Below are 15,323 nucleotides of genomic sequence, written 5' to 3'. Positions count from 1 at the left end.
GAGACGGATGTCTCCCCCGCCACAGCGGGACCTGCGGTGAAGGCTCTACACGAACGTGAGGTACGCGAGGCTGCCGAGCCCGGCGACGGTGCAGTAGATCGCGAACGGCGTCAGCGTCTTCGTCTCGAAGTACTTGGTCAGGAACCGCACCGCGACGTACCCGGCGAAGAAGGCCGCCACACTGCCCGCCAGCACCTGGCCACGGATGCCGTCCCCGGCCGGGCCGAGCAGGGCCGGGACCTTGAGCAGGGCGGCGGCGGCGATGACCGGGGTCGCCAGCATGAAGGAGAAACGGGCCGCGTCCTCGTGCGAGAGGCCACGGAAGATGCCGGCGCTGATCGTGACGCCCGAGCGGCTGATGCCGGGGAACAGCGCGAGGATCTCGGCCGCGCCGATCCGGAGGGCCTCACCGAAGCCGAGCCGCGCGATCCGGCGGTCCGAGAGCTCCTCGTGGCTCAGCTGCTCCTCACCCGGCCCGGGGGCCGCTCCGGCACGGCGGCGGCCGGTGCCACCCCGGCGCAGCCGCTCGGTGCCGTACAGCACCAGGCCGTTGAGGGTGAGGAAGATCGCGGCGGGCACGGGCTTGCCGAGCGCGGTGCGGAAGACGTGGTCGAGCGCCAGGCCCGCGATGCCGACCGGGACGGTGCCGACGACCAGCAGCCAGGCCAGCTTCTGCTCGACCGTCTCTATTCGGCGCTCGCGGGCGGAGGTGTAGAAGCCCCGCGCGACCCGGACCCAGTCCCGCCGGAAGTAGACGATCAGCGCGAACGCGGTGGCCAGGTGGAGGCCGATCAGTACGTTCAGGTAGGGCGAGTTCTCACCGGCGACGTCGAGGTCCTGCTTCCAGTGGCCGCCGAGCAGCGCGGGCACCAGGATGCTGTGGCCGAGGCTGGAGACCGGGAAGAGCTCCGTGACCCCCTGGAGCAGTCCGACGCCGATGGCTTCCGGGTAGGTCAAGAGAGACATCGGGGCGCTTCTCCAGTGGCAGGCCGAGGGCACGAGGGCGGGAGCCCCCCGAACCTACTACGGCCCTGTAGACGCATCGTCGAGTCCGTACGAGTGTTCACCCACTGGCCCTCGGGGGTTAACCGACGCCTCATCCGGGGCGAGGCTCCGGGCCGCCCCTCCCGGCCCCGGCCGCGCCGTGCAAAAATTCCCGGATCTGCCGTCGACGCCCCTGGGGGGAGTTCACATGCGAGAAAGCCTGCGGGCCGAGGGGCGTCGCCGCTCCGGGAACCATCGCAACCTCGAACTGGGCCTGGTCCTGTTCGCCGTCGCCATCTGCCTGGCGGGCTGGGTCGCCACCGAGATCACGATGAATGACCGGATCCCCGGCAGTCTCGCCGGCATCGGCGGCAGCCTCACCGCGTGCGCCGTGGCCGCCCACCTCGCGGTGCGGCGGTTCGCCCGGTACGCGGACCCGCTGATCCTGCCGATCGCCGTGCTGCTCAGCGGCTTCGGCCTGATGCTCCAGCACCGGCTCGACATCTCGTACGCCCTGGTCTACAAGAGCACCTACCAGCGGTTCCCGAGCGCGCCCTCCCAGGTGATGTGGATGTTCATCGCGGTGCTGGCGGCGGCCGCGCTGATCGTCTTCGTCAAGCACCACCGGTTCTTCCAGCGGTACGTCTACGTGCTGATGGTCGGCGCGCTCATCCTGCTGGCCGCGCCCGTCTTCTCCCCCACCGACAGCTACGGCGCCAAGCGCTGGATCAAACTCCCCGGGATGCCCTCCTTCGAGCCGGACGAGTTCGTCAAGCTCGCCATCACGATCTTCTTCGCCGGCTACCTGATGGCCAACCGGGACGCCCTCGCCCTGGTCGGACGCAAGGTCTGGGGGCTCAGCCTGCCGCGCGGGCGCAACGCCGGGCCGGTGCTGGCGATCTGGGTGATCAGCCTGCTGGTGCTGATCTTCGAACGCGACCTCGGCACCTCGCTGATCTTCTTCGGTGTCTTCATCGTGATGCTCTACATCGCGACGGAACGCACCAGTTGGGTCGTCTTCGGCCTGCTGATGGCCGTCGGCGGCGCAGCGGTGGTCGGCTCGGTCGAGCCGCACGTGCACGGCCGCGTCGAGGCCTGGCTGCACCCGCTCGACATCTACCTCCCCGTCCACGACAAGGCGCTGATCTCCGACCAGCCCGCCCAGGCCCTGTTCAGCTTCGGCACCGGCCACCTGCTCGGCACCGGCCTCGGCCAGGGCCGACCCTGGCTGATCAGCTTCGCCGGGCGCAGCGACTTCATCTTCACCACCATCGGCGAGGAGCTCGGCCTGGCCGGAGTCACCGCCGTGCTGCTCCTCTACACCCTGCTCATCCAGCGCGGCCTGCGCACCGCCGTCGCCCTGAGCGACCCCTTCGGCAAGCTGCTGGCCAGCGGCCTGGCCTCCGCCATCGCCCTCCAGGTCTTCGTCGTCGTCGGCGGCGTCACCGGCCTCATCCCGCTCACCGGCAAGGCCCTCCCCTTCCTCGCCGCCGGCGGTTCCTCCCTGCTGGCCAACTGGCTGCTGGTCGCCCTGCTCGTCAAGCTCAGCGACGCGGCGGGCCGCACCGCCCTCGAACCGGCCCCGGCGGCGGAGCCCGTCCTCACGGCCTGAAGCCCCGGGCCCCAGCCTGTCGTCGGCTCTGCTTGGATCGGTGCATGAGCGATCTTGAGATCCTGCGCGTCTTCGTCGGGCCGGACGGCACCGGGGGCAACCTGCTGGGCGTCGTCCACGACGGGGGCGTCCGTCCCCGGCACCGAGGCCCGGCAGCAGCTCGCCCTGGAACTCGGCTTCAGCGAGACGGTGTTCGTCGACGACCCGGCGGGCGGCCTGGTCGACATCTACACCCCGGGGCTCCGACTGCCCTTCGCCGGGCACCCGCTGATCGGCACGGCCTGGGCCCTGGCCCGGCGCGGCCACCAGCCCGCCGCCCTGCACCCGCCGGCCGGGCCGGTCCCGACCTGGGTCTCCGACGGCCTCACCTGGCTGCGCGCCGACCCGGCCTGGGCCACCGGCCGCCGCACCGAGCAGTACCCCTCCCCCGCCGACGTCGAAGCCCTCCCGGCCCCGCCGCCCGGCGAAGGCTGGCTGTACGCGTGGTCCTGGCTGGACGAGCCCGCCGGCCGCGTCCGCACCCGGGGCTTCCCCCGCCGCCCGGACGGCGTCATCGCCGAGGACGAGGCGACCGGCGCTGCCGCCATCGCCCTGACCGCGGAACTCCGGCGCGGGCTCGACATCCGCCAGGGCGTCGGCTCCCAACTCCTCACCCGCTACGACGACTCCGGCCCCGCCCCGCTCGTCTCGCTCGGCGGCCGCGTCGCCCCGGCCGACCGATGTTGACGGTGAGCATGCCAGTGCACCCGGTTACCTTCAGCTACCATGGGTAGTCTGAATGACAGTCAGGCCACCCGGAGTTAGCCTTTCTGTGCGGGCCGACGAAGGGAGACGGAGCAGCATGCCCCACTGGCAGATGCTTCTGTACGGAGCAGTCGGCGGCGGTCTGATATCTCTCCTGACCCTCTACCGGTTCATCCAGGGCAAGCGGCGCTGGCCCTGGCGGGTCAGGAACGGTCCGACCTTCGGGCTCTACCTGACGGGCGAGGTGATCCGCGTGGTGCTCGGCTCGGTCGTCGCCTGGGGCCTCGCGGCCTCCGGCCAACTGGGCGCCCTCGGCGCCATGATCGTGGGGGCCGGGGCCCCGGCGATCCTCGACAAGTGGCAGAGCATGGGCCCGCAGCTGTACTCCCCGGAGCAAGTCTCCCCGGCCAGACCCCACGGCATCCCGAGGGGAAGAGAGTCGCACGAAGACCTGACCACGGCGAAGATCTTTGAAGGCGGTGCCCAGCTATGACCGGTCAACTCACCGACGTACTCGCCCGACGAGGCCCCGGCTACGACCTCCGTCCGGCCGAGAGCAGCCCGCGCACCGGCACCTGGGGCCGTGTCCTCGACGCGGCGACCCACCGTGGTCCGGGCTACACCCCGGCCTCCGCCGAGGAGTTGACCGAGCACGAGGCGACGGCCCGAAAGGCCCGGAACCAGCTGGCGGAGTTCCTGCACGCCTCCTTCGGCCGCATCCTGGCCGCCAAGGAGGCGCTGGAGGCGATGAACTCCGCCACCGGCCCGACCGCCCACGACTACCGTGTGTCGGCCGAGTACGAACTGCGGGGCTTCCTGGAGTACTTCCACGCCGAGTGGCCCCCCGCCATGGCCGCCCTCCGAGATGCCGTCGGCCCGCTCGACCTCCGCACCCGCTACCTCATCGCCCGCCTCAATCGCCTCCAGCACACCCGCGTCGCCGAGATGGAACGCCTCGCCGACGAGCTGGCCGGCCACCCCGGCACGCCCTGCCCCACCGCCGAGCCCCGCACCACCGAGCTCTCCTTCGCCCGCGCCACCTACGTCACCGCCGGCGAAGTCCGCTCCCTGGCCAGCCTGCTGCACGCCGCCGTCCGCTGACCTCGTGACCGAGCCCGCGCTCCTGCCGCCCGCCCTACTGGTCCTGTGGCGGGCCGGCGGGGGGCTGCTCACCGCCTCCGGTGTGGCCGTCTACGGGCCGGAGGACCTCGGCGAGCGCAACACCACCTACGAAGTCGCCCGGTACGCTCCGGGGTTCCTGCTCTTCGGTGACGACAGCGGGGGCCGCGGCTTCCTGCTGCGCGCAGGCGACCCGCACTCGCCCGTCTACTCCTCGGACTTCGGTGACCTCGACCCGGACGACTTCGAGACCGAGGCCCCGGACTTCCCCACCTGGTTCGCCTCGCTGGCCCCCTGATCACCGACCCTCTGATCACCGGCGCCCTGATCACCGGCGCCCTGACGGCAGGCGGGCCCCAGGTACGTGTGCACGTGCGCGGCGCTGCCGTCCAGCCGCCGCCAGTCGGCCACCTCGGTGCCGACCAGCTGCCATCCGGCACGCTCGTACAGCGCGACGGCCGCCGTCGCCCGGGTCTCCACCTCCAGCACCGGCCGCAGCCCACGCCCCGCCGCCTCGGCCGCAGCCCGCGCCAACAGCAGCCCGGCCACCCCACGCCCCCGGGCCGCCACCCCCACGAAGAGCCGCGCCACCGCCGCCAACCCGTCCTCAGGCAGGCCCACCCGCCCGGCCAGCTCCACCCCGGCCCGGCACAGCACCACCTGCCCCACCACCTCCTCCCCCACCAGAGCCACCCACCCACCGACCGCCCCCACCGGCGTCAACCACCCCTCCGGCTCCCCCGGCCACACCACCGGGTACCCGTCCACCGCATGCACCGACACCAACGCCGCCACACACCCGGCCAGATCCCCGCTCCGCCGCTCCCTGATCACCACATCGCTCATCGGACGATCATCCCAATTCCCGTGGGTTCCGCACCGGTGACGCCACATCAGTCCAGGCAGAACTCGTTGCCCTCCGGGTCGGCCATCACGATGTGACCGGCGCCCAACGGCGGAGCGGGCTCGTAGCGCCGCACCCGCGTCGCCCCCAGCCCGACGAGCCGCTCACACTCGGCCTCCAGCGCCGTCATCCGTTCCGCTCCCAGCAGCCCGGGGGCCGCCCGCACATCGAGGTGCACCCGGTTCTTGGCGACCTTGCCCTCCGGCACCTGCTGGAAGAACACCCTCGGGCCGAGCCCCTCCGGGTCCTCGATGGCCGACCGCGAGTTGCGCTCCTCCTCCGGCACCCCGACCCGCGCAAGGAACTCGTCCCACGCAGCCAGCGGATCGGCCCCCTCCGCCAACTCGACCCCGGGCGGGGCGGGGTGGACGTAACCCAAGGCCTCGCGCCAGAAGGACGACAGCGCCCTCGGATCGTGAGCATCGAAGGTGATCTGGACGTGGCGGCTCATCAGTGTGCTCCGTTCACAGCAGATTCAGGGCCCGGCCGGGCCCTGAAGCCCACTCTGACATCCGACGCGGACAGAGCCGGGTCCGCCATCCGGCACTACGCCGATTCCGACCAGGCCTGCTCAATCGCAGCCAGCGCCACATCCCACGGGTACTGCGCCCGATCGCTCTCCTTCGGGGCGCCCGGCACGAACTCGGCCTCCCCGAGCAGCACCCGCACACCGGCACCGCGCAGCGTCTCGACGCTCCGGTCGAACTGCGGATGCCCTGCCAGACCGGATCATGGCCGCCACGACCGGGCGCGGAGTCAGCGTGCGCCGGGCCAGGATCGTCTCCGAGCCCATCAGCGCCTACGTCCGCTTCGAGTACGACGTCACCGCTGGGAACACTGCCGCCGGTGAGCAGGTTCGCTGGCTGCCGCGCCGACGGGCCACCGATCTCGCCCTGCCTGGCAACGACTTCTGGCTGTTCGACAGCGCCACGCTGCTGCTCAACCACTTCGACGGTGACGGCAACTTCACGGACCACGAGCTGATCACGGACCCGGCGGTCAGCGAACTGTGCGCCGCCGCGTTCGAAGCGGTCTGGGACCGATCCATCCCGCACGAGGAGTACCGGCCGCGCTGACCGGTCGACCACGATGCCCGCCAACCTCGCTCCCTCCAGCATCCAACAAGCCCGCCGCGCCCTGGGCCTGCGCCTGCGTGACATCCGAAAGGATGCCTCGCTCAGCGCGCGGGCCCTCGCGCGGCTGGCCGGCTGGCACGAGTCGAAGTGCTCGCGCATCGAGCACGGGCATGCTGCGCCGTCGGACACGGACATCAGAACCTGGACCTTGCACTGCGGGGTACCCGAGCAGGCGGTAGACCTGATTGCCACGGCACGGGGCATCGAGGGCGCCTACATCGAGTGGCGCCGCATCGAGCGCTCTGGGCTGAAGCGCGCCCAGGAAGCCGTCCTGCCACTGTTCGAGCGGACACGCCGCTTCCGGATGTACCAGTCGTGGGTGGTCCCCGGGCTGCTCCAGACGCCCGGACACACCCGGGCTGTGCTGGAGACCATCGTGGCACTCCGGGGCGTGCATGACGATGTCGACGAGGCTGTCGCCGTCCGCATGGAGCGCCGGAAGGTCCTCCACACAGGGCATCATCGCTTCGCGATCCTCATTGAGGAGTGGGTACTCCGCACGCTGATCGGTAGCGTCGATGTGATGGCCGGACAGCTCGGGCACCTCATCGCGATGATCGACCCGCCGGAGCCTGTCCGCGCGGCCGCCGGGGAGCTCGAACGGCTGCTGGGCTACCCGCCGTCGATCACCCGGGTCGAGAACAGCCGTGACTTCCGGGTGTCGGTCCGGTGCCCTTCGATCGACACCGACGAACTCCTGATGCAGGTGTACGCGGTGCTCTGGCAGGGCTACCGCTACGGGCACAGAAGAACCGAACGATGGCAGCGGGTCTGGGTGGACTTCCACCCCGAGCCAGAGGAGGCGTAGGTGTCCTGGGTCGAGTACTACCCGAAGAGGTACCCCGGCCTGCACTGGGAAGCAGCCGACCACACGGGCACAGGCTTCGTGCTCGCCGAGACCGACACAAGAGGCCGGATCGCCCTCGCGAACGTCAACAACCCCCGCAACGTACTGGTCGGCACCCCCGAGGAACTGACCGCCCTGAAGGACGCCTTCGCGGCCGGCCTCTTCGACCACCTGCTGGCCGGGCCTCCAACGACCCCAGCCGCCGAGATTCAGCAGTAGATCATTCTCAGCTGGACCACGCTGAGCCCAATGGGGTGCAGATGATGCCCAGGGAGACCGACTCGGGGTCGTCAGGCCGGGTCGGCGGCTGCGCCGCAGGCCGGGCGGTTTCCGCAACCCCGGGCCCGGTGGCGCGCGCAGGGGCGCACCACCGGCAGGTGCGTCACACGTGCGCGTTCTACTCGTTCGGGTCCCACTCTGCGAGCTGCTCCATCGGCTCGGTGTTGCCGGTGGTCTCCAGGCGGTCGAGCGGGATGCGGTCGTAGCAGTAGAGGACCAGTTCGCTCGCTGCGCCTCGCATCGCCATGTCGCCCGGCTCCGCGTCGGCGGCGAGGTCGTCGCAGCGGACGCCGTCGGCGTTGAGGGTCAGACGCCAGGAGCGGCCCTCGGTCGCGTGCAGGTCGATGGTCGCCGGCTTGAACGGCCAGGGGACGGTCGTGGCCGAGACGGTCGTCAGGAACTCGTCGACGCCCTCGACCGCGACGTCCGTCGGCAGCGGCTGTGCGGCCCCCTGGGTGAGCTGGGCGTCGTAGGTGTGGACGGCAAACTCCTGGATCTGGTGCCGGGCCACGGCTCCGCTGGTCTCCGGGGCCTGCGAGCGGCCCCACCAGGTCCAGCAGCCGCGGTCCGGGCCGGCCTCGCGCATCGCGTCGAGCATGAGCTCGGTCGACTCGGCGAGCCAGGCGTCCAGGGCTTCGCGGTCGCGGGGCGCGGTCGGGGCGCCCTTCGGGTCCGTCCTCGCCGGGGGCTCAGCACCCGGGCCCGCCGCGACGATGGCGGCCTGGCGGCGGCGGCCGTCGCCGAGGTGCTGTGCCAGTTCGCGCAGCGTCCAGTCCGGGCAGGTCGGGACCTGGACGTCAAGGTCGGGGGCGGACGCGATCGCGGCGCGGAACGCGGCCGAGCGATCTTCGATCAGCCGCAGGACCTCGGGGAACTCCAAATTGTTTTGCACGTCGGTTGTGTATCACGGCGCTCCGGGCGCCGGGTAGCGAATTAGCGCAGCCACCAGGCCCCTACCAACTCGCTGCTCGACCGTCCGGGCTGACTATTCGTCGCAGGGACGAATAGCTGGCGGCGACCGCCGCACCGGCGGTGAACTTCTGCCGGGCGCCAGCGGGCGCCCAGCGTCTGTAGCCGCCTCCGTCCCTGGAAGGACTTCCATGCTGTCTGCCCGTTCCACCCGCATGCTCGCGGTGGCCACCCTCAGCCTCGGCGCCGCACTGGCCCTCAACCCCAGCCAGGCGTTCGCCGCCTCCGAGGGCAACTACTCGATCGGCTCGGGGTCGTGCACGGCCATCGAGAAGATCGAACTGCACTGGGTCAACGGTGCCTACCACGACGAGATGGCGAACGACCCGACCCAGAACTCGGCGAGCGACCCCTACTGGTGCCGCTTCACGGTCATCGACAACGGCACCACCATCTGGAGCTCGGCTCCCCCCACCGGCAGCGGCGCCCAGTCCCCGTGGTTCTACGACGGTCCGGGCCACTCCATGAAGGCCTGCGTCCAGCGCTACTACAACGGCACTCCCCAGGGCTCCCCCAGCTGCGGCCCGCTCAACTGACCTTCGCGCCCGTCGCAGCCCGCCCAGCTCCACCAGTTGCCCCCAGCCGCAGGACGCGGCTGGGGGCAACTCGCGTCTCCCCCGCTGCCGCGGCTGCGGCCGTACAACCATCCGGCTCCTTGCGGTGTCCTACGGGCCGACATCGAGGCTGCACCCTGCCCGATGCCGAACGTCAAGCTGTCGTACGCCTTGTGAACTCGTGTACGTCATCTTGCCGTGGTAGTCCCCCTCCGCCCTCCCGAGAGTCTCCCCATGTCGCAAGCACCCCAGACACCGCAGGCACCGCAAGCACCCCAGGTACCCAAGGCACCGCAAGCCCGCGTGACCGTCGTCGTCCCCGTTCACAACGTCGAGGAGTACCTCCAGGAGTGCCTCGACTCCCTGGCGGGGCAGACGGCCTTCGGCGAGTGCCAGGTGATCATCGTGGACGACGGCAGCACGGACGGTTCGCGCTCCATGGCCGGGGAGTTCGCCGAGGCGCACGCCAATGTCCTGCTGCACGTGCAGGAGAACGCCGGGCTCGGAGCGGCGCGGAACACGGCGATGGATCTGGCCAGCACCGAGTTCATCATGTTCTGCGACTCGGACGACATCCTGCCGGAGCGGGCGGTCGAGACCCTGCTGGCAGCCGTCACCTCGGAGCCGGGCGTCCCGGTGGCCGCCGGGATGATGGAGACCTTCCCGGACCCGACGCACTGGGCCTGGCAGGGAGCGTTCGAGTTCAAGCAGGATCTGCGGGTGATCGACGGCATCGCCGAGGCGCCGACACTGGTGCACAACGCGAGCGCCTGCAACAAGATCTTCGATCTGTCACAGATCCGGGAGTGGGGCCTGCGGTTCAGGGAGGGCGCGCACTTCGAGGACGTCTGGCTGGTCCTGCCGTTCCTGCTGCGGGCCGAGCGGATCGCACTCGTCCGCGAGGTGGTCTACCGGTACCGCCGGCGGCCGGGCGGTTCGATCATGAACTCGCTGTTCACCCGCCCGCAGAACTTCTGGGACCACCTGGCGGCCGACCTGGCGCTCGTGGCGCTCCGCGAAGGACTCGACACCCTCAAGCACGAGGCCCTCGACCAGTTCGTCGTCCGCAGCTTCCAGGGCTTCGCCATGCGCGCCTGTCGCCAGTTCGAGGGGGCGGAACTGCGCAGCCTGTTCGAGCAGGCCAAGGCGCTCTACCGGGGTGTCAGCGTGGCGGACCTGCAGGCGGCCACCGTCGACACCGCCCACCGCGTGCCTGTCGTCGCCTGCCTGACCGACGACTTCGAGCTGTTCGCCCACCCCGAGCAGGTCACCGGCGTGCGGGCTCGGGCCGGGCAGTTGTACCTCGACCACCAGGTGTCCAACGACCTGCTGCCCCTGCTCGCGGTGAGCGGATTCGCCGCGCGCGTCGAGCAGTTCGTGCCCAGCGCGGACGGCGAGACGATCGCGATCTCCGGCCGACTGGACCTGAACGGGCTGCGCCTCGCCCTCCCGCTGGCCGCGAAGCTGACGCTGGAGGTGGTCGGCAGCGAGATCAGCGTCCCCGCCGAGAACGGGCTGCGCGGCGATCTGGTGGACAACCACGGGGACAAGGCCTGGACCGGCTTCCGCGCCGAAGTCCCCACCCGGGCCCTGCTCGACGGGCGGCACACCCTGAGCCTCACTCTGCACACCGACACCGGCCCGGTGACCCGTACCTGCGTCACCACCGTCGGCTACCTGCGCAGCGCCCGCACCCTCCAACTGCCGACCTGCCGGGTGCTGCCCGGCTGGGGGCGCGGCGACCAGGCCGTCCTGGAGGTCCGGACCGGGTCGCGGTCCAGGCAGCGGCGCTCCTGGGCACTGACGCTCGCCGGCCGCGATCTCGTCCACAGCGCCCGCCGCAGCCCGCTCTGGCGGGCCCGGCTGGCGCGCCTGGCCAGCAAGCCCTTCATGGCCGGGCGCGACATCTGGCTGGTGGGCGAACGCCCCGACTCCTTCCAGGACAACTCCGCCTACCTGTTCCGCCACCTGCGCAGGACCCGCCCGGACGTGCGGGCCTACGCCGTCGTCGACAGGTCGAGCCCCGACGCGGCCGAACTCAAGGGCCTGGGCCGGGTGGTGAACCACAGCTCGTGGCGGCACAAGTTCCTCATGCTGCACGCCTCGACCTTGGTGAACTCCTACGACATCGACGCGTACTCGCTGCCGGAGGGCTGGGACCGCGACACCTACCTCAAACACCTCGGCTGGCGCACCGGGGCCCGCCGCGTCTCCCTCCAGCACGGCGTCGTGCACCAGGACGTAGCCCGTGGCATCCACCGGTCGAAGACCGGCCTCGACCTGCTGGTGACGACCACCGCCGCCGAGACCGAGCACATGGACCAGTGGCTGGACTACCGCGGCACCGCCCGGCAGCTCGGCCTCCCCCGCTTCGACTCCCACATCCCCGAACGCGGCCACCGGCGCCTGCTCGTCATGACCACCTGGCGCAACTACCTGGGCACCGCCTCGTACGGAAGGACCAGGAGCAGCAGGTCGTCGAGCTTCGAGGGCTCGACGCTCCAGAGCTTCCTCTCCGGCCTGTTCGCCGACCGGGGGCTGCAGGCGGCTCTGGAACGGCACGGGTTCGTCCTGGAGTTCCTGCCGCACTACGAGACCCGCAGGCACGTGTCCGAGCTGGTCCCGCAGGACGGCCCCTACCGCCTGGTCGACCTCACCGACCGGACCTTCCAGGACGTCCTGCGCGGCTGCGACCTCTTCGTCACCGACTGGTCCAGCACCGCGTTCGACGTCGCGTACATGGGCACCCCGATGGTCTACGCCCAGTTCGACGCCGAGGAGTACTGGGCCGACCACGCCCGCCCGGGGTACTTCGACTTCGCCCGCGACGGCTTCGGCCCGGTCTGCGCGACCGTCGAGGAGACCGTCCGGGCGCTCATCAGCTACCTCGACTCCGGCTGTGTCCGGGAGGAGCTCTACGACAGGCGCGCCGCCGAGTGCTTCACCCTCCCCGGCGGAGACAGCTGCGAACGCGTGGCCCAGGCCATCCACGACCTGGAGCCCCCGCTCGACTCCCCCCTCGGGGGCCACCGCCGCTGAGACGACTCCTCCAACAACTGGCGAACTGTCAATTCTCAGCTCTGGGCGGTGGGGCGCACGACGATCTCGCTCACGTCGACGTCGGCCGGCTGTTCGATGGCGAAGGCGATGGCGCGGGCGATGGCCTCCGGCGCGATGGCCATCGTGTCGCGTGCTGCGGACAGTTGGGCCCGTACCTCGGGGTTGGCGGCGCCGTCGATGAAGTCGGTCCTGGTGAAGCCGGGCGAGATGATCGACACGCGGAGAGCGCCGCCGGCCTCCTGGCGCAGACCCTCGGAGATGGCGCGCACGGCGATCTTGGTGGCGGAGTAGACGGCCTGGTTGGGCACGGTGCGGTAGGCGGCGGTGGAGGCGGTGTTGACGAACTGCCCGAAGCCCTGGTGGCGGAAGACCGGCAGGGCGGCGGCGATGCCGTAGAGGACGCCCTTGATGTTGACGTCGATCATGTCGTCCCAGTCCTCGACCCGCAGGTCGTCGAGGGGGGAGACCGGGCCGATGCCGGCGTTGCCGACGAGGACGTCCAGCCTGCCGTAGCGCTCGCAGGCCAGCCCGACGAGGGCGGCCACGTCCTCCTGGCGCGTCACGTCGGTGACCGCGCAGGTGGCTTCGCCCCCGGCTTCGACGATGCGGGCGGCCAGGCCCTCGAGGCGTTCGCGCCGCCGCGCCCCCAGGACGACCTTCGCGCCCCGAGCGGCGAGCAGGAGTGCGGTCGCCTCGCCGATCCCGCTGCTGGCGCCCGTGATGGCGACGACCTTGTTCTCGATTCCCGGCATGATGCTCCTTCTTCTGGGCTTCGTCGGGTTGCGGCGGAGGCCGTAGAGTAGAAAGTGGAGGCGCCGCCGGTTCGTCGTCAGGCTAAGCGGCGGAGCCTCCACTTAGCAAATGCGAAGGATGCCGGATGAAGGATGGAGCATGGAGTGGAGCCGATGACCGATGAGCCGTCGCGTCCCCTGAGGGCCGATGCCCGGCGGAACAGGGAGAAGATCCTCGTCGCTGCCACGCGCGTCTTCGCCGAACAGGGGCTGGACGCGCACCTGGAGCACATCGCCAGGCAGGCGGGCGTGGGCACCGGCACCCTCTACCGGAACTTCCCCACCCGGGAGGACCTGATCGAGGCCGCCTACCGCAACGAGCTGGCCCGACTGTGCGACGCCGCCCCCGACCTCCTGGCGACGATGCCCCCGCGCGAGGCCCTACGCGCCTGGATGGGCAACTTCATCGACTACGCCACCGCCAAGTTCGGCATGGCCGACGCCCTGCGCGCCGTCGTCGCGTCCGGCGCCGACCCCTACGCCCGCAGCCACGAGATGATCCAGGCCGCCCTGACGACGCTCATGGATGCCGCCCGCGCCGCCCGCGCCATCCGGTCGGACATCAGCGCGACCGACGTGTTCGCCGGTCTCACCGGCGTGGCCCTCACCTCGTCCGCGGCCGAACAGCGCGGCCAGGCCGAACGCCTGCTCGACCTCGTCATGGACGGGCTGACCAGCAACCGCCCCTGACCCGAAAACGGAGAGGCCCAGGGCTGACGCATGGCGTCCGACCTGGGCCTTCGTGGTGCTCCTGCTGATCAACTCGGTGGGCGCAGACGGTTTCGAACCGCCGACATCCGCTTTGTAAGAGCGGCGCTCTACCGCTGAGCTATGCACCCCTGTCATGGCGGCACCGGTGAGTGGCGGCGCACGACGAGAGCCAAGACTACCTGGTCCGGCGGGTGGCGTGGTGCAGGTTTCGGGGTGACGGGGTGTTCGGGGTGAGGTGCGGGGTGCCGGAGGGGGTTGGTGATCGGCGAGAATGTGGGGAGGTAGGTGGAGCCGAGCAGGGAGCGTGGCGTGAGAGTGGCCGGCGGCGGTGGCGGGCGGGGCGGCTGGTTCCGGCGGAACGAGGGACAGCGGACGGAGGCGAAGGCGGCGCGGGATGCGGCGCAGGAGGCCTTCTACCAGTTGGACTCGACGCAGCGGGATGTCCAGCTGGCCGTGGAGACCGTGCGGGCGGCCGAGGAGAGCGGGGCCTCGCGGCAGGTGCTGGCGGAGTTCCAGGACATCTCGGCGCGGATCGACCAGGTGACGGTCGGGTATCTGGCCGCGCTGGACGCCCACGATCTGGATGCGCCCGAGCTCGACCCCTCGGTCGCGCACCGCGCACAGCAGGACTTGGAGCAGTCCCGGCGCGAGCTGGTCGCGAAGCAGACCGAGCTGGAGAAGTACCTCCAACGGCTTCAGCCGCTGATCCAGCATGCGGAGGCGCAGCTGGTGCGGGTGGTGCCCGCCGTGGAGAAGGCGAAGCGGGCGCTGCTGGGGGCGACGACGGCGCTGGAGGCCGTCCGGGCGGCCGGGATGCAGGCGGCCGACCTGGCAGGGCGACTGGCGCAGCTCGCACCGGAGTTGGGGCGGCTGAACGAGGGCGTGGCCAGGCACGGGGTGACGGAGACGCTGCGCCGGGCGGACGACGTGGCGCAGCGCGCGGAGGCGATCCGGGAGTCGGCCGAGCAGCTGCCGGAGCGGGCACGGGAGATCGACCGGCGGTTGGCGAGCCTGCGGACCCGGGTGCAGGCGCTGGAGACGCGGGCCGGGAGCGTGGAGCCCGCGCTGAGCGAGCTGCGGCGGCGGTTCAGCTCGGACTGCTGGCAGGATCTCCAGCGGGTGCCGACCCAGACGGTGGAGGCGGCGCGCTCGGCGCAGCAGAAGCTCGCGGAGGCGGCGAAGGCGCGGGACGAGCAGCGCTGGCCGGACGCGACGGCGGCGATCGGCGCGGTCCGGGCGCTGCTGGAGACGGCGGACGGCGCGGTGGCCGGGGTCGGGGAGCGCCTGCGGCTGCTGAACGAGGTCGAGCACGACCCGCACGGCGAGATCGAGCGCACCCGGTTCACCCTGCGGGACGCCCAGCGGCTGGCGATGGCGGGGCGGCAGTCGCCCGACCCCCGGCACGCAGGCCCGCTCGACTCCGCGGTGACCCGGCTGGACCGGGCGGTCGCGACGCTGGAGGCGGCGGGGCGCCACCCGGACTACTGGCAGTTCCTGACGGAGCTGGCGGGGGTGCGGGAGACGGCGGCACAGGTCGTGACGATGATCCGGGGGCACTGACTCGGCAGCACCCGGAGGGGGCGCCCGGAGCTGGTGATCCAGATCACGTTACC

16 protein-coding genes, 1 tRNA gene and 1 pseudogene are annotated in these 15,323 nt (G+C 71.3%); 12 read left to right on the top strand and 6 right to left on the bottom strand.

Annotated features, from left to right (window positions below; genetic code table 11):
• Nucleotides 1–45: 45 nt before the first annotated feature.
• Nucleotides 46–966 (bottom strand): undecaprenyl-diphosphate phosphatase, encoded by a 921-nt coding sequence (locus ACR68M_RS24625; RefSeq protein ID WP_441246281.1) that lies wholly within the window; start codon nt 964–966, stop codon nt 46–48.
• Between the two features lie 226 nt (nt 967–1,192).
• Between ACR68M_RS24625 and ACR68M_RS24620 the strand changes: the two genes are divergently transcribed.
• From ACR68M_RS24620 to ACR68M_RS24600, 5 genes and pseudogenes are all read left to right on the top strand, one after another.
• Nucleotides 1,193–2,596, top strand: coding sequence for an FtsW/RodA/SpoVE family cell cycle protein (locus ACR68M_RS24620; RefSeq protein ID WP_441246280.1), 1,404 nt, complete (start codon nt 1,193–1,195; stop codon nt 2,594–2,596).
• 44 nt (nt 2,597–2,640) lie between these two features.
• A pseudogene (locus ACR68M_RS24615) lies at nt 2,641–3,322 on the top strand (PhzF family phenazine biosynthesis protein).
• 115 nt (nt 3,323–3,437) lie between these two features.
• Nucleotides 3,438–3,833, top strand: coding sequence for a hypothetical protein (locus tag ACR68M_RS24610; protein ID WP_441246279.1), 396 nt, complete (start codon nt 3,438–3,440; stop codon nt 3,831–3,833).
• Complete coding sequence (locus ACR68M_RS24605) at nt 3,830–4,441, top strand: hypothetical protein (RefSeq protein WP_441246278.1); 612 nt, start codon at nt 3,830–3,832, stop codon at nt 4,439–4,441. Before ACR68M_RS24610 ends, ACR68M_RS24605 begins: the two co-directional genes overlap by 4 nt.
• 4 nt (nt 4,442–4,445) lie before the next feature.
• Entirely contained in the window at nt 4,446–4,757 is a 312-nt protein-coding gene (locus tag ACR68M_RS24600; protein ID WP_441246277.1) for a hypothetical protein, read from the top strand.
• Here ACR68M_RS24600 and ACR68M_RS24595 read toward each other — a convergent pair.
• Both ACR68M_RS24595 and ACR68M_RS24590 read right to left on the bottom strand, forming a co-directional pair.
• Nucleotides 4,667–5,305 carry a GNAT family N-acetyltransferase gene (locus ACR68M_RS24595; RefSeq protein WP_441246276.1) on the bottom strand — a complete coding sequence of 213 codons (639 nt, stop codon included), beginning with the start codon at nt 5,303–5,305 and terminating at the stop codon, nt 4,667–4,669. The two genes, ACR68M_RS24600 and ACR68M_RS24595, sit on opposite strands and share 91 nt — an antisense overlap.
• 47 nt (nt 5,306–5,352) lie before the next feature.
• The gene (locus ACR68M_RS24590; RefSeq protein ID WP_441246275.1) at nt 5,353–5,814 is read right to left on the bottom strand and encodes a VOC family protein; all 462 of its coding nucleotides are present in this window, start codon (nt 5,812–5,814) and stop codon (nt 5,353–5,355) included.
• Between the two features lie 280 nt (nt 5,815–6,094).
• Here ACR68M_RS24590 and ACR68M_RS24585 point away from each other — a divergent pair, with 280 nt between their 5' ends.
• From ACR68M_RS24585 to ACR68M_RS24575, 3 genes are read left to right on the top strand one after another with little or no spacing between them, the layout of a single operon-like run.
• Complete coding sequence (locus ACR68M_RS24585) at nt 6,095–6,439, top strand: DUF6879 family protein (protein WP_441246274.1); 345 nt, start codon at nt 6,095–6,097, stop codon at nt 6,437–6,439.
• Nucleotides 6,440–6,452: 13 nt separating this feature from the next.
• Nucleotides 6,453–7,307, top strand: a complete 855-nt coding sequence (locus ACR68M_RS24580; protein ID WP_441246273.1) for a Scr1 family TA system antitoxin-like transcriptional regulator — start codon at nt 6,453–6,455, stop codon at nt 7,305–7,307.
• Entirely contained in the window at nt 7,308–7,565 is a 258-nt protein-coding gene (locus tag ACR68M_RS24575) for a hypothetical protein (protein ID WP_441246272.1), read from the top strand. It abuts the gene before it with no gap.
• 178 nt (nt 7,566–7,743) lie between these two features.
• Here ACR68M_RS24575 and ACR68M_RS24570 read toward each other — a convergent pair whose 3' ends face one another.
• The gene (locus ACR68M_RS24570; RefSeq protein WP_441246271.1) at nt 7,744–8,517 is read right to left on the bottom strand and encodes a maleylpyruvate isomerase family mycothiol-dependent enzyme; all 774 of its coding nucleotides are present in this window, start codon (nt 8,515–8,517) and stop codon (nt 7,744–7,746) included.
• A gap of 208 nt (nt 8,518–8,725) precedes the next feature.
• On the opposite strand from ACR68M_RS24570, the gene ACR68M_RS24565 reads away from it, so the two are divergent.
• Together ACR68M_RS24565 and ACR68M_RS24560 are read left to right on the top strand one after the other, a co-directional pair.
• Nucleotides 8,726–9,130, top strand: a complete 405-nt coding sequence (locus ACR68M_RS24565) for a hypothetical protein (protein ID WP_441246270.1) — start codon at nt 8,726–8,728, stop codon at nt 9,128–9,130.
• Between the two features lie 321 nt (nt 9,131–9,451).
• Nucleotides 9,452–12,187 (top strand): bifunctional glycosyltransferase/CDP-glycerol:glycerophosphate glycerophosphotransferase, encoded by a 2,736-nt coding sequence (locus ACR68M_RS24560; protein ID WP_441246269.1) that lies wholly within the window; start codon nt 9,452–9,454, stop codon nt 12,185–12,187.
• Between the two features lie 35 nt (nt 12,188–12,222).
• Here the strand turns inward: ACR68M_RS24560 and ACR68M_RS24555 are convergent, their stop codons facing one another.
• On the bottom strand, nt 12,223–12,960 hold the full coding sequence (locus ACR68M_RS24555; RefSeq protein WP_441246268.1) for an SDR family oxidoreductase: 738 nt from the start codon (nt 12,958–12,960) through the stop codon (nt 12,223–12,225).
• 153 nt (nt 12,961–13,113) lie between these two features.
• Here ACR68M_RS24555 and ACR68M_RS24550 point away from each other — a divergent pair, with 153 nt between their 5' ends.
• A complete protein-coding gene (locus ACR68M_RS24550; RefSeq protein ID WP_441246267.1) occupies nt 13,114–13,689 on the top strand; it encodes a TetR/AcrR family transcriptional regulator in 576 nt (191 codons plus the stop codon).
• Nucleotides 13,690–13,766: 77 nt separating this feature from the next.
• Here ACR68M_RS24550 and ACR68M_RS24545 read toward each other — a convergent pair.
• Nucleotides 13,767–13,838, bottom strand: a tRNA-Val gene (locus ACR68M_RS24545).
• 181 nt (nt 13,839–14,019) lie between these two features.
• Between ACR68M_RS24545 and ACR68M_RS24540 the strand changes: the two genes are divergently transcribed.
• A complete protein-coding gene (locus tag ACR68M_RS24540) occupies nt 14,020–15,270 on the top strand; it encodes a hypothetical protein (protein ID WP_441246266.1) in 1,251 nt (416 codons plus the stop codon).
• Nucleotides 15,271–15,323 lie beyond the last annotated feature (53 nt).

The sequence above is a fragment of the Kitasatospora sp. McL0602 genome, assembly GCF_052076145.1.
Taxonomy (GTDB): Bacteria; Actinomycetota; Actinomycetes; order Streptomycetales; family Streptomycetaceae; genus Kitasatospora.
This window is presented reverse-complemented; position numbering and strand designations above follow the sequence as displayed.